The sequence below is a fragment of the Rhodococcus sp. BS-15 genome, assembly GCF_000813105.1.
Taxonomy (GTDB): Bacteria; Actinomycetota; Actinomycetes; order Mycobacteriales; family Mycobacteriaceae; genus Rhodococcoides.
In genome coordinates, this window is sequence record NZ_BAOX01000027.1 from 15,841 (window position 1) to 29,647 (window position 13,807).

General features: G+C 65.0%; 12 protein-coding genes and 2 pseudogenes. 6 read left to right on the forward strand and 8 right to left on the reverse strand.

What is annotated here, in order from left to right; genetic code table 11:
• Positions 1 to 74: 74 nt before the first annotated feature.
• From RHBS_RS05910 to RHBS_RS05935, 6 genes and pseudogenes are all read right to left on the reverse strand, one after another.
• Positions 75 to 1,607 (reverse strand): catalase, encoded by a 1,533-nt coding sequence (locus tag RHBS_RS05910; protein ID WP_374700536.1) that lies wholly within the window; start codon positions 1,605 to 1,607, stop codon positions 75 to 77.
• 279 nt (positions 1,608 to 1,886) lie between these two features.
• A complete protein-coding gene (locus tag RHBS_RS05915) occupies positions 1,887 to 2,522 on the reverse strand; it encodes an acetoacetate decarboxylase family protein (RefSeq protein WP_121872020.1) in 636 nt (211 codons plus the stop codon).
• A pseudogene (locus RHBS_RS05920) lies at positions 2,522 to 4,212 on the reverse strand (GMC oxidoreductase). The gene RHBS_RS05915 and the pseudogene RHBS_RS05920 overlap by 1 nt, the downstream one beginning before the upstream one ends.
• Positions 4,209 to 5,717, reverse strand: coding sequence for an NAD(P)/FAD-dependent oxidoreductase (locus tag RHBS_RS05925; protein ID WP_237669031.1), 1,509 nt, complete (start codon positions 5,715 to 5,717; stop codon positions 4,209 to 4,211). The pseudogene RHBS_RS05920 and the gene RHBS_RS05925 overlap by 4 nt, the downstream one beginning before the upstream one ends.
• Positions 5,714 to 6,319, reverse strand: a complete 606-nt coding sequence (locus tag RHBS_RS05930; RefSeq protein WP_374700537.1) for a TetR/AcrR family transcriptional regulator — start codon at positions 6,317 to 6,319, stop codon at positions 5,714 to 5,716. The genes RHBS_RS05925 and RHBS_RS05930 overlap by 4 nt, the downstream gene beginning before the upstream one ends.
• 78 nt (positions 6,320 to 6,397) lie before the next feature.
• Complete coding sequence (locus RHBS_RS05935) at positions 6,398 to 7,843, reverse strand: neutral zinc metallopeptidase (RefSeq protein ID WP_306303517.1); 1,446 nt, start codon at positions 7,841 to 7,843, stop codon at positions 6,398 to 6,400.
• 68 nt (positions 7,844 to 7,911) lie between these two features.
• On the opposite strand from RHBS_RS05935, the gene RHBS_RS05940 reads away from it, so the two are divergent.
• The 3 genes from RHBS_RS05940 to RHBS_RS05950 all read left to right on the forward strand — a co-directional run bounded on the left by RHBS_RS05940 (position 7,912) and on the right by RHBS_RS05950 (position 10,270).
• On the forward strand, positions 7,912 to 8,604 hold the full coding sequence (locus tag RHBS_RS05940; RefSeq protein ID WP_128645112.1) for an LpqN/LpqT family lipoprotein: 693 nt from the start codon (positions 7,912 to 7,914) through the stop codon (positions 8,602 to 8,604).
• A gap of 128 nt (positions 8,605 to 8,732) precedes the next feature.
• Positions 8,733 to 9,371 (forward strand): 2'-5' RNA ligase family protein, encoded by a 639-nt coding sequence (locus RHBS_RS05945; RefSeq protein ID WP_183130360.1) that lies wholly within the window; start codon positions 8,733 to 8,735, stop codon positions 9,369 to 9,371.
• Between the two features lie 14 nt (positions 9,372 to 9,385).
• Positions 9,386 to 10,270 (forward strand): alpha/beta fold hydrolase, encoded by an 885-nt coding sequence (locus RHBS_RS05950; RefSeq protein ID WP_121872015.1) that lies wholly within the window; start codon positions 9,386 to 9,388, stop codon positions 10,268 to 10,270.
• Positions 10,271 to 10,307: 37 nt separating this feature from the next.
• Here RHBS_RS05950 and RHBS_RS05955 read toward each other — a convergent pair whose 3' ends face one another.
• The gene (locus RHBS_RS05955) at positions 10,308 to 11,495 is read right to left on the reverse strand and encodes an epoxide hydrolase family protein (protein WP_121872014.1); all 1,188 of its coding nucleotides are present in this window, start codon (positions 11,493 to 11,495) and stop codon (positions 10,308 to 10,310) included.
• A gap of 81 nt (positions 11,496 to 11,576) precedes the next feature.
• On the opposite strand from RHBS_RS05955, the pseudogene RHBS_RS05960 reads away from it, so the two are divergent.
• The 3 genes and pseudogenes from RHBS_RS05960 (at position 11,577) to RHBS_RS05970 (ending at position 13,204) form a co-directional block, all read left to right on the forward strand.
• Positions 11,577 to 12,139, forward strand: a pseudogene (locus RHBS_RS05960) (ABATE domain-containing protein).
• Between the two features lie 15 nt (positions 12,140 to 12,154).
• The gene (locus RHBS_RS05965; protein WP_237669032.1) at positions 12,155 to 12,409 is read left to right on the forward strand and encodes a hypothetical protein; all 255 of its coding nucleotides are present in this window, start codon (positions 12,155 to 12,157) and stop codon (positions 12,407 to 12,409) included.
• A gap of 54 nt (positions 12,410 to 12,463) precedes the next feature.
• A complete protein-coding gene (locus RHBS_RS05970) occupies positions 12,464 to 13,204 on the forward strand; it encodes a polysaccharide deacetylase family protein (protein ID WP_236745353.1) in 741 nt (246 codons plus the stop codon).
• Between the two features lie 411 nt (positions 13,205 to 13,615).
• Here RHBS_RS05970 and RHBS_RS05975 read toward each other — a convergent pair.
• On the reverse strand, positions 13,616 to 13,807 hold a 192-nt coding region (locus RHBS_RS05975), incomplete at its 5' end, for an HNH endonuclease (protein ID WP_145977480.1).

Sequence of the window (13,807 nt, forward strand, 5' to 3'; positions counted from 1 at the left end):
CAACGGCATGTAGCCACGCGTTGTTCCGGATCGACGCCATCTTCGCTGTGACGCCGATCCCAGGATCGATCGGATCAGACCTTCGCGGCCTCGTCGGAAGGATCGTCGATCGCTCCTGCACCGGTGGTCGGTGCGGTCTCGTCCTGCTGCGACCGAACGCCTTCCTCGACCTTCTTGCCGAGCTCGGCATCGACGTTGGTCCAGTACTCGAACACCCGGCTCAGGACCGGCTCACTCACGCCGTTGAGGACGTGTCCGACGATGTTTCCGACGAGACGCTCACGCTGCGCGTCGTCCATGACCTCACGGACCAGGGCTCCAGCCTGGACGAAGTCGCCGTCTTCTGGGTGCTCGACATACCCGGTGCGTACGAACCGTGGCTCGAAGTCCCACGCTCCGTCGTCGCCGTACTTGTTCGTGTCCGCTGACGGGCCGCCGAACGAGTTGGGTGCGTACACGGGCGTTTCCGGAGAATTGAACGAGTACCGCATGGACCCGTCCTTGGAGTACGAGTTGACCGGCGACTTCGGCGCGTTGACCGGCAGCTGCGCGTAGTTGGCTCCGATGCGGTACCGGTGGGCGTCGGCGTAGGAAAAGACGCGGCCGAGCAGCATCTTGTCGGGGCTGAAACCGATGCCGGGCACGGTGTTGGACGGCTCGAACGAGCTCTGCTCGATCTGAGCGAAGAAGTTCTCCGGGTTGCGGTTCAAGGTCATCTTGCCGACCTCGATCAGCGGGTAGTCCTTCTGCGACCAGACCTTGGTGAGGTCGAACGGGTTGTACTTGTAGTTCTCGGCCTCGTCGTAGGGCATGAGCTGCACCTTGAGGGTCCAGCTGGGAAAGTCGCCGTTCTTGATGGACCCGAAGAGGTCCTGACGGTGGTGATCGGGGGACGTGCCCGCGACCTCGTCGGCCTTGTCCTGCGTCAGGTAGTCGATGCCCTGGTCGGTCTTGAAGTGGAACTTCACCCAGGTCTTCGTGCCGTCCTCGGCGATGAGCTGGTACGTGTGCGAACCGAATCCGTCCATGTGACGGAACGACTTGGGGATTCCGCGGTCACCCATGAGCCACGTCACCTGGTGTGCCGACTCGGGCGAGAGGGTCCAGAAGTCCCACTGCATGTTGTTGTCGCGCAGGCCAGAGTCGGGCATGCGCTTCTGGCTACGGATGAAGTCCTGGAACTTGATCGGGTCCTTGACGAAGAAGATCGGGGTGTTGTTGCCGACGAGGTCCCAGTTGCCTTCCTCGGTGTAGAACTTCAGCGAGAAGCCGCGCGGGTCGCGCCAGGTGTCGGGGCTACCCTGCTCGCCCGCGACGGTGGAGAAGCGCGCCAGCATCTCGGTCTTGGCACCGGGCTGCAACGCCTTCGCCTTGGTGTACTTGCTGATGTCTCCGGTGATCTCGAGTTCACCGAACGCGCCTGCGCCCTTGGCGTGCACGACGCGCTCCGGGACCCGCTCCCGGTTGAACTGCGCCATCTTCTCGATGAGGTAGTGGTCGTGCAGAAGAATCGGTCCCTGCGTTCCGGCGGTCAGCGACTGGTCGTCGCTGGGGACGGGGATTCCCGAGTTGCTGGTGGTCGGCTTGTTGGTGATCGGCTTGGTCATACGAAGCCTCCTGAAGGCTGAATCGAGTTCGAAGAGGGCTGCTCTCCGAAAGATCTGTGAAACCGAGCGGCCGTACGCTGGACCGCAATGTCAGACGGAATGCCTCATGCAGCCGTCGCACAAACCCCAGAACACGATCCCGTCTTCGTCGACGACAAATCCGTGGGCTGTCCGCGATGTCGTCGGCGTCCGAATGCGGTCGGGCTGTGACCGCATTCAGAGCTGCATGCGCTCCAGTATGCCCCTAATCTGGACTAAGTCAAGAAAAGCGGCTCGTGGCTATCCGACCAGGCGCGCTTCACCCGTCCGCATCGACCCCGACACGATCTGCAACCCCAAATACGTGCCCGACGGCATCCAGCGACTGAGCGTCGGCCCCTTGGCGTCCACCTCGACGCGGGCCACCCTGGCCTTGCCCTTCAGACTCGCGGTGGCCACGGCCGAGCCGCCGGACACCGGCTGGGCGAAACCGAGGGAGCCGAGCATCGGGAACTGCGGTCCCACGGCGCGAGACGTCGTTCGCACCGACCATTCGTCGCCGTTCGCCCCGGCCTCGCCCAGCACGTCACCCTCGAATTCGGCCAACACCTTGGGCAGGTGCCAGTTGGTCCGGCCACCGTGCACCGACGTCGCGGAATCGACGGCGATGAACGGCACCGCCATGCGAGGCACGCGTCCGACGTCCCGGCGCAGCGCCGGGCTCGCCAGTATTTCGCGGTACGGGCCGACCGGTGAGGTGGTGTAGTCGACGACCATGCACATCGTGATCGGCAGCGTCTTGGCACCGGCCGGCGCGAAATCCGACGAGCGGGCCCGATGCCACCAGATCGTGGCACGGACATTCGCCGGCCACGGCGCTGCCGGGCTGACCGGCCAGTCGGTGCGCTCGGTCTCGGATTCGGTGACACTCCACATCAGGAATCCCTCCCCACCACGGTCAGAGGGAGCCGCAGGGCACCCGGGGCCGACACCGGCACCACCGGGTGCACCGGCTGAGTAGGAGTGATCTCCTGATACTCCGAGCCCACCGCGGGTCGCCGATCGGGGTCACCCTTGTTGGGCCACAACGCCATTGCCCGCTCGGCCTGGGCCGTGATCGTCAAGGACGGATTGACACCGAGGTTGGCACTGACGGCAGAGCCGTCGAGCACGTGCAGTCCCTCGTAGCCGTACACGCGCTGGTACCCGTCGATCACGCCGGTCTCCGGCGAGTCGCCGATCGCGCAGCCACCGAGGAAGTGCGCGGTCATCGGAATGTTGACGATCTCGGCGATCGATCCGCCCGGGTCGCCGCCGATCTTGTCCGCGAGCAGACGAATGGCTTCGTGACCCTGCGGAATCCACTGCGGCGGTGGATCACCCGCGCCGGGCCTGCTGGTGAGGCGACGCCCGAACGGTCCCTTCTTCGATCCGAGCTCGAGCGAGTTGTCGTCGGTCTGCATCACCAATGCGATGACGGTGCGCTCCGACCAGCGATGCACCGACAGGCTCCGCGCCGCAGCGCCGGGATGACGCAGCGCGACGCCGAGGGTCTTGAGGATGCGCGGCATCTTGCCGCCGCCGTCGCTGAGCACGGTCTGCAACAGGCCGATGGCGTTGCTGCCCTTGCCGTATCGCACCGGCTCGATGTGCGTGTGATCGTCCGGATGGAACGACGACGTGATCGCCACGCCCTCGTGGTAGTCGACCTCACGGCCGCGGGCGGTCGCCGCGAGCACGGCCTCGGAGTTGGTGCGCACGAGCGAACCGATCCGCTCGGACAGCCGCGGCAGCGAGCCCTTCTCCTTGGCCGCGAGCATCAGCTTCTGGGTGCCGTAGGTGCCGGCCGAGAAGATCACCTGATCGGCGGTGATCGTCTTCTCCTTGCGACGCAGCTTCCCGCCCGTCCGACGCGTCACCACGTCGTAGCCTGCGCCGTTCGGGCGCACGTCCACCACGGTGGTCAACGGAAGAACATGCGCGCCAGCGTGTTCGGCGAGGTACAGGTAGTTCTTGACGAGGGTGTTCTTCGCGCCGACGCGGCAGCCGGTCATGCAGGCTCCGCATTCGGTGCAGCCGGTCCGCTCGGGGCCGGCACCGCCGAAGAACGGGTCGGGCGCAGTGCGGCCGCGATCGCCGAAGTAGACGCAACCGGGGTCGAGGTGAATGTGTCCCCCACACCCATGTCCTCGGCCACCTCTTTCATCACCTTGTCCGAGGCAGTGATGGTCGGGTTGGTCTCGACGCCGAGCATTCGGCGGGCCTGGTCGTAGTACGGATTCAGCTCGCGCTGCCAATCGGTGATCGAGCGCCACTGCGGGTCCTCGAAGAACTTGGCCGGGGGCTGGTACAGCGTGTTCGCATAGTTCAGCGAACCTCCGCCGACGCCAGCGCCGGCCATCACCAGCACATCGGGAAGCAGGTGAATACGTTGCACCCCATAGCAACCCAGCGCCGGAGCCCACAGGTACTTGCGCAGACGCCAGCTGGTCTTCGGCAGCTCGTCGTCCTCGAATCGGCGGCCGGACTCGAGAACCGCCACCCGGTAGCCCTTCTCGACGGCCCGCAATGCGGCAACGCTGCCGCCGAAACCGGAGCCGATGATCAATACGTCGTAGTCGCTCATGCTGATACCACCTCGTGGTCTGATTCGAGAGTGTCGGACGCGAGCCGATAGTTCGCGACGTCGAACTCGCGCGTCTTGTTGCGGAACCGGAATGTGTAGGTGGGCCACATCGTGGAGTTGCGGCCGTTGGCGTCGAGGTACCAACTCGAGCAGCCGCCGGCATTCCAGACGGTGCCGTCGAGCTCGGAATCTACCCACGAATTGTGCTGCCGCTGAGCGGATTCGTTGACCTCGACGGCCGCGACCCTGCGATCCTTCATCTCGTTCAGCGCGGATACCACGTAGTTGGCCTGCGACTCGAGCATGTAGACGATGGAACTGTGCCCGAGGTTGGTGTTGGGGCCGTACATCAGGAACAGGTTCGGGAAGCCGGCGACAGTGGTCCCGAGATGCGCCTGCGGGCTGCCGCCCCAATGCTCCGCGAGCGTCCGACCGTCGTTGCCGCGCAACAGATGCGACACGGGTGGCTCGGTGGGGGTGAACCCCGTCGCGAAGATGATCGTGTCCACCTCGTGGTTGCGGCCCGAGGCGTCGACAACGCCGTTCTCGGTGACCGACGTCAGCCCCGACGTCACGAGATCGACGTCCGACCGGTCGAGTGTCGGCAGCCAATCGTTGGACAGCAGAAGCCTTTTGCAGCCCGGTGCGTAGTCAGGAGTCAGCGACGCACGCTTCACTGGGTTCTTGACCTGACGCTTCAGATTCGACTTCGCGAACATCTTCACCGCGGGAAGCATCCACGGGTTGTCCGCCAGCACGGTCACGTAGGCCTCGCGGTAGCCGTAGATGACACCGCGAACCGCGCGGTGTGCCAACGGGATCCGCTCGTAGAGCGTGCGCTCGAGGCGGCCGATGGTGCGGTCCAGGCGCGGAATCACCCATGCGGGAGTGCGCTGGAAGACGGTGAGCCGCTCGGCGCGGTCGACGATCTCGGGGACGAACTGCACCGCCGAGGCCCCGGTGCCGATCACGGCGACCCGCTCTCCGGTGAGGTCGTGCTCGTGATTCCAGGTGGCGGAGTGGAACACCGTGCCGGTGAACGAGTCGATGCCGGGGACGTCCGGGATCTTCGGAGTGGACAGCGCCCCGGTGGCAGCGACCAGCACCCGGACGCTCGCCGACCCCTGCGACGTCTGCACCGACCATCGCTTGCTCACCTCGTCCCAGGTGGCGGACCGAAGTTCACAGTTCGTGACGATGCGATTCTTCAAGTCCAGGCGATCCACCACCGAACGCAGGTAGTCGAACAGCTCCGGCTGGCGCGCGAAGGTGTGGCTCCACTTGGGACTCGGGGCGAACGAGAACGAGTACAGCGAGGTCGGCACATCGCACGCACACCCCGGGTAGGTGTTGTCTCGCCACGTGCCACCGACGTCGGACGCGCGTTCGATGACGGTCACGTCGGCGCTCGGGTCGGCTGCGAGAATCTTCGCCACCGCGGCCAGGCCTGCGAAACCGGCTCCGACCACCAACACGTCGAGTTGTTCGGGCAGTGTTGCGTTCACGCGTCCATCACCTTTTCGGACCAGATCGGAAGGAGCCGCCCGCGCAGTTGCGCGTCGGCTTCGGGACTGCGGAACAGCGCCGAGACGGCCAGTCCGCGGGCTAGTTCGACACTGAGCTCGATGGACTCCGGGGACATCCGGCTACCCATGACGATCTGGGCACCGCCCTGAATGGCCTCGGCGACGCGTCGCTCCAGGGGGATCATCGCCTCGTGCAGCGCCGGGTCGGTACGGGCCGCCACCCAGAGCTCGAGCGCGGCGTGGAAGAGGGGACCGGAGAATGCGTCGGCGAGGATCTCGGGACCTCGCTCGGGGTCGGGTTCGGCTTCGAGTATTTCCGAGAGACGACGATCGACGAGGTGCTCGACGGCCGCGGTCAGCAGAGATTCCTTGGTCGGGAAGTGGTGCAGCTGCGCTCCGCGAGAGACACCGGCACGCCGCGCGATCTCCTGGGTGCTGGTCTTGGCGAAGCCCAGCTCGACCAGGCAGTCGATCGCGGCGTCGAGCAGCTTCGCCCGAGTGCCCGCGGTGCGTTCGGCCTGCGTCCGGCGCTCGGTGGGCGCCGTGTCGTCGAGCCCTGTGTCGGTAGTCACACTTCGCACAGTAGCGCCAAAACAACAAACAGTCCAGCCTGACTTTAAGTTGCTCGGAACGCTGGATGCAGGCCTGCGCCCCGTCCATCACTCCGTGCCGGAACGCCTCCACCCGCAGGAACCCGCTGCCCTGACGGGACTGATCACCCTCGCCGCGGAAGAGCAGCAACGCCGCGATCGCCTCGTCGAGATCCCCCGGCGAGAGGGTGTACCCACTGGTAGGGCGGTTCTGCAGCAGTACGCTCGCGGCCCAACTCCCGGCGAAGCAGTCGCCCTGCAGGGACGCATCCTGGTCGTCGGCATCGATGCGGCCTGCGCCATCCCCGCCAACCCGTACTGCGTCGCGATCAGCGCCGCGACGGCAAAATCCCCACCCTGCTCGTAGAACCGCAGCATCGCGTCGACCGCATCGAACCCCACGTGGCCGTCGGGCACGCAGTAGAACAACACGTAGCCGGTCGCGGATCGGCCGCCGCAATCGGGAGCGTCGGACGGGTCGAACGCAACCACCGGATTCAGCGGCTGCCACGGCCGGCCGGTCAACTCAGGAAAGAGCAGACTCCAGTAGTCCTCCAAGTCTTCCGGAACGCCGTCGATGATCTGCGCCAGCGGAGCGTCGCCGCCGCGGTCCGCGTAGGACCGGCTGGTGAACGGCAACCGCAGGACGGGAGGCGAACCGTCGACGTACGGTTTGCACTCCATCGGGCCGCCGTCGAACCCGGTCCGGAACGAACTGACGCGATCGAAGCCGCTACCGTGCGCCGACGCGCTTTCGGCCGAGGTCCCCGGCTCGTCGCGTAGATACAGGAAACCGGCCAGGGCACTGTCGAGTTCGGCCTCGGACGGATCGAACACGGTGCTGTCGGACACTGCGTGCGCCGCCCACGCCCCGGCGAAACAGTCCGCCTGGATCTCACTGGTGACCGTCATGCCCTCGAAGTTCACACGCGCCTGGATGGCGTGCCCCCACTCGTGCGCCATCACGACGGGAATCACGAAGTCGCCGAACCGTTGTCGGAGATCAGGACGCAATCCCTCACTGTCCCAGGCAACTACGTCCGCACCTGGACAATAGAAGGCATTGCCCGCGATGTCATCGGCAGAGGATGCGCACGGCGGCAATTCGCCGGACGACGGCACCACGGCGTGGAAACCGCCACTGACGGGCGTGTATTCGCTGCCGTAGACCGCGGGAAACTGCTCGGCCCAGTACGACTGCAGATCGTCGATCGCCGCGGCGGCGATCTCGTTCACCGGATCGGACGCATCGCCCACGATCCCATCCGTTGAGGTACCCTCCGCCGCGACCGCCTGGGGTGTCGATTCCGTTGCGCTGCTGGCGGATTGCACTGGAGAGCCACACGCGGACAGTACCAACGCAGCCGCCACGACCACCTTCACTGCTGACCTCATGACCGCAGACGCCAGCCAGCGAGGATTGGACATCGATTGGACGGTGCGCACCACTTTCCAATCCATTTCCAATGTCGCGGTTCTACGATCCGATCGGTTCGATCCCTGCTGTAGCCGCATCGAAGCCGTATCCGAACAGACGAAAGAGGACCGATGAAGATCTCCACTATTGGCGTCCGTGGGGCAGTATGCGCAGCGTGGTGATTCTCGCGTTCACCGCCGCCGGATGCAGCAGCGACTCCGGCACGCCGACCGCCGCCACCTCGACAGCCGAAACGACGACTACAGAGGCCGCCGCGACCACAACGGTCAAAAAGCTGGCACCCGCCACCACCACCGAGGCACCCACCGGCCCCAACCCCACCATCGCCGACTACATCGTCGACGCGGGCCTGACCGAAACCCCGATCTTCCGCGGCGACGCGAACGCACCCACCATCAACCTGGCCATCCCGGACGGCTGGGTGGACGCGGCCGAGGACACCCCCGACTGGGCCTACGGAGCGATCATCTACCCGGACGTCGCCGCCGGCGAACGCACCCCGAGCATGATCGCCATCGTCTCCAAGCTCGAAGGCGACGTCGATCCGCAGGCCATCATCGACTACGGCCCAGGCGAATTGATGAACCTGCCAGAGTTCACCCCGTCCGGAGAGGGCGCAGTGTCGACACTGTCGGGCTTCCCCGCATACCAGATCGCAGGCACGTACACGGACGACGAGACGGGTGAGGAGCTGGTGTCGGCGCAGAAGACGACGATCATCACAGGGCAGGACGGCTACTACATCCTGCAGATCAACGTCGACGGCAGCATCGACCAATTCGACTTGCTGGTCGACGCCACCACCCAGGTGGACGAGCAGACCGTCATCACGCCGTGACTCTGCTCATGGCGTAGCGGCCTATGAGTTGCGTCCATCCGCACCCAGGCGCGTGTACTTCACCGAGGTCGACCGGTCCGTTCACTCGACCCTTGGATACTGACCTGCATGTCCCTGGAAACTTGCCTGTGAAGAGTCTGTTCGATCTACCGATGACCGCGTGGCCGCACGAGCGCAATTCCCTCCATGTCTATGCACTTCCGCAGATCGACAGCAGCGTTCTCGTCCCGATTCAGGACGCAATTCGCTCGACCGGTGTGTGTTCTGTACAGCCGACGGAGTTCCTGCACGCCACCGTCACTCGAATCCCGGCCTTCCTCGATACGGTCCCCGCTGACACCGTTCTCACGCTGCGCGGACTCCTCGACGACGCGACGGCAGCACTGGAGCCTTTCACCGTCGACATGACCGGCCCCCACATATTCGAGCATTCGGTCGGATACGAAGGAAACCGAAGCCCGCAGTGGGACAGCCTGGTTCGGTCCGTACGTGCCGGTGCGACAACAGTTCTCGGTGACCCGGCAATGCCGCCCGCGCCGCACGCACCCCATATCTCACTGGGTTACGGCACAGCCGACGTCGATTCGGAACCGTTGACAGCCGAGCTCGCCAGGCTCGGCGCGAGGCGGGGTCGCCAGCAGTCGGTGCGGATGCACGTCGCAGAGGTGCAACTCCTCTCGGTCCATCAGGACTCCGCCGCCGGGATATACACGTGGGACACCATCTGCACCGCACATTTTGGGCGAGTAATGTACCGCCCATCGTGAACGGGGAGGCAGCGATGATGGCGGACGCGAGCACTGTGCCTACTGCGCAGCAGTGGATAGCACAGTGCGACAGCTTCGAGACCGACGACGGATTTCGGATCACGTACCGCCGCCGCGGCGCGGGCAGCACAGTGGTGATGCTGCACGGGTTTCCTACCTGGTCCTACGACTGGGCCCCGGTGGCCGAGGACCTCGGGTCCGATCATGACGTCGTGACGCTGGACTTCTTGGGCTACGGGTCGTCGGACAAACCACGTGGCCACAACTTCACCGTCGCTCGGTCCGCGGACGTCGTCGAACAGCTACTGCGCCACCTCTCGATTTCGAGCGCGCAGTTGGTCGTTCACGACTACGGCGGCATCGTCGGTCAGGAGTTGCTCGACCGTCGACGCCGCGCAAACCTGTCCTTCGATATCTCTGTCGTGCACGTACTCAACTCCGGGGTCGTCTACAGCGAGTACCGCCCGACTGTTTTGCAGCGTCTACTCGCCCAACCGGTGGTGGGACCCGTTCTCGCTCGACTGTCCAACAAGACCGCCCTACGCAAGACCATCGATGCCGTGCGCGGAGACACGAAAGCGTCCGACGAAGAATTCGACAACCTCTGGTATGGAATCGCGCTGCACGACGGACACAAACTGTCGCACAGACTCATTCGCTACAACGACGAGCGGGCGGTGCATCACGAGCGGTGGCTTTCGGCGCTCGTCGAATACGACGGCCCACTTGGACTCATATGGGGGCTGGCGGATCCGGTCTCTGGTCAGCGAGTGCTCGACGCCATCCGCGCACTGCGACCGGATGCCTGGGTCACGGCGCTCGGTGGCGTCGGACACTTTCCGCAATCGGAAGCACCGAAAGACGTGGCGCGGGCTATCCGCGAACACCCGACGAACTGAATCGTTGCCACAGCCTTCGCACCACCGAGCTGGGTATTCACGTTCTACGCATGCCGGTCGCCGCCAACACGGCGGCAAGCCCCTCCTGCAGATCTCTGACGAAGTGGTCTGGATTCTCGAGCGACGGAAAATGTCCCCCTGACTCGGGTTCCTTCCACCGCACGATCTGACGGAAGCGCTCCTCAGCCCACGCACGAGGATTCTTCTCGATGTCGCGCGGATACGTAGTGATCGCCGCCGGAACGTCGACCCGCAGGTCCGGATCCAGGGAGTTGTGGCTTTCGTAGTAGATCCGAGCCGACGACGCTCCCGAGCGCGTGAGCCAGTACAGGGTGACGTTGTCCAGCAGCCGGTCTCTGGAGATCGCCGGGAAGGGGCTGTCGTCGGTATCCGTCCACTCCGCGAATTTGTCGAGAATCCAGGCGAGCAGACCGACCGGAGAGTCGACGAGTGAGTACCCGATCGTCTGTGGCCGGGTCGCCTGCTGCTTCGCGTACGCCGAGTGGTGGTGCCGGAAGTCGCTGTTCTCCTCGGTCCAGCGGCGCTCGTCAGCAGTCAGGCCCTCGGTTGTCATCCCCGGCGGTGCCTGCGCCAGAGTTGTGTGGATCCCGATGACATGCGCGGGGAATCTGCCTCCGAGGATCGTCGTGATCACGCCTCCCCAGTCACCACCGTGGGCCAGAAACCGGTCGTAACCCAGCCGGCGCATCAACTCGACCCACGCTGTCGCGATCTTCTCGGTTCCCCATCCGGTCGTACTCGGCTTGTCGCTGAAGCCGAACCCCGGCAGCGACGGGACGACGACGTGGAACGCTGGCGCGCGGGGGTCATCGGGATGCGCCAGAGCGTCCACCACATCGACGAACTCGGCCATACTGCCCGGCCAGCCGTGCGTCATGATCAGCGGAGTGGCATCGGTACGCGCGGACCGGCAGTGCAAGAAGTGAAATCCCAGACCGTAGACGCTAGTGCGGAACTGACCGATCGCGTCGATGCGCTCCTCGAACTTTCGCCAGTCGTAGCCCGTGCGCCAATAGTCGAGGATCTCCTGCAGGTCGGCGAGAGGAACGCCTTGGTCCCATCGCCGACGGCCGGGCTCGGTCGAAATCACCGGTTCGGATTCCGGCAGCCGTGCGGCGGCCAACCGCGCGCGCAGGTCGTCGAGGTCGTCGTCGGGTGTGAGGGGCTCGAACGAACACACTTCGAGGCCGCTGAGCGACTGCATAGGAACTCCTGCTTTCGGTTGAACCGTCTAAGCCAGTTCTACAGGGCACGTCCTTGGACCGCAACCGGCTAAGCTGGTTCCATGCCCGCAAGGTTTCCCGAATTTCGCCCCGGTAGCGTCCTCTCGACCGCCTTCACCGGGACGCTGACCGAACGATGCGGCGAACCTGTGGAACGGATTCCGGTGCCGCAGCGGCTCATCGACTGGTTGGCGATGAACGGGCTCGCCGTCGAGGGGTGCACCGACTCCCAACTGTTCCTGGCTCACGAACTGCGAGAGGCGATTCATCTCGCAGCGACAGCTGCCGCAGTCGAAGACACACTGCCCAGGTCGCCGTCCGAACCATCAACGATCGCAGCATTCGCGGGCAGTCCGCTGCTGTTCTGACGGCCGAGGGCGACCGCCGCTGGCAGCTGAGTTCGATGCAGTCCGTAGAAGACGCCCTCGGCGTAGTTGCGGCCGACGCCATCGACGTCATTGCCGGTGTTCGAGACGGCAAACTGGCATTGTGCGCGTCCCCTACGTGCCGGGCCGCGTTCTTCGACACCAGCCAAAGCCGCTCGCGCAAGTGGTGCGACATGAACACCTGCGGAAACCGTCAGAAGAAGGCGCGATTCATAGCGAATCAGCAGCGCCGAACATAGAAGGAGCCGAGAACAGTGAGCATCCATTCGATACGTCCCGAGGATGTTCTGCCCGACGGGGCCGAGAGGGCGTCGTTCGACGGACTCGAGATTCGCAAAGGCACCGTCGCGGCGTTCGTGGCCAACGCCCGAGCGCTCGACGACGCCGAACAGGCACCGAGACCCACCGAGAACTGTTGGCAGCGCTGGGGAATCTCGCGCCGCAGCTGGCGGCAATCGGACTGCTCGAGGTATTCGAGCCGCGGAATCCACAGATCGCAGAGCTGGTGAAGACCGCGGTCGCCCGGGACTGAACGACTGCAACGCTGTTTGCGTTGCTTGACCGTGGGCAATTCTCTGGTCATGCCCCTCGCCTCTCATGGACGCTTCGACTACTCCCCCATCGGCGATCGCCCGCAGTTCGAGTGGCCGGGTGGCGCGCGCCTCGCGGTGTACATCGCCGTAAACTGCGAGCACTTTCCGTACGACGACGGCCGCCCAGGGCTGGGCTACACGCCCGCGATGGATCAGCCGAACACCTACAACTGGGGGTGGCGTGAGTACGGCAACCGCGTCGGCGGCTTTCGGATCGCAGAGACGTTGCAGCAGAGCGGGATTCGGCCGACACTGCTCGTCAATACCGAGGTGTACGAGCATGCGCCGCAGCTGATCGACGCCTTCCGCGCCCTCGACGCCGAGGTTGTCGCACACGGCCGAACGAACGCCATACAACCGAACGATCAGAACGAGGACGACGAACGACGATCGATAGACGAGGTCACGTCCGCCATCGAGCGGCACGAGGGAGCCCCTCCTCGGGGTTGGATGAGCCCCGGTGCCAACCCCAGCCGAGTGACCGAAGACCTTCTCGCCGAACGCGGCTACGACTACACCTTGGACTGGCCCATCGACGACCAGCCGGTGTGGCTGAACACCCGCGGTGGCCCGTTGCTCAGCGTCCCGTACCCACACGAGGTGAACGACCTACCGGTGTTCGTCCACCATCACCAGACCGCAGCGACGTTCGAGCGCAACATAATCGACAGTTTCGACGAGCTGAAGGAGAACTCGGCGCACCAACCGTAGTGCTCGCGATCTCGCTGCACACCTTCCTCACCGGACAGCCCTACCGACTTCGACGGCTACGCGCGGCGCTGAAACACATGACCGACAACAGCGACGGCGTCTGGTTCACCACCCCGGGCGAGATCGCGACGCACTACCGAGAGCTGGTGCCACCCGCCCCCGCTCATCACAACCGGTGACGACAGACGACGCGTAACTCGAACCACTCCAGCCGCTGAGGACCGGGGCGCGCTCCGATGCACCGATGCACCGCCGACGGAGTCACGACGTTGCCAGGTCCGCACGCAGCAAGCAGCTAGCAGCTGACTGGGCGGTCGAACGCAGAGCGACCATGACGGTACGTCGTATGTCGGGCAGAAGCACTCCCCCGGCGGCCCGAAATTCGACGGCGTGTTCGCAGCTGACATGTTGTCAGGCTGCGCGCCGTTTTCGTCGGTGGTAGCTGGGGATGGGTTGTCGTGTGGGGTCGATGGATTCGGGCGGGATGGCGTAAGGGTGTCCGTCGTCGCCCATGAACAGTTGCCAGTCGCCGTGGTGGACGAGGCGGTGGCATTCTCCGCAGACCAGGGCGAGGTTGTTCAGATCGGTGGGGCCGCCGTGTTC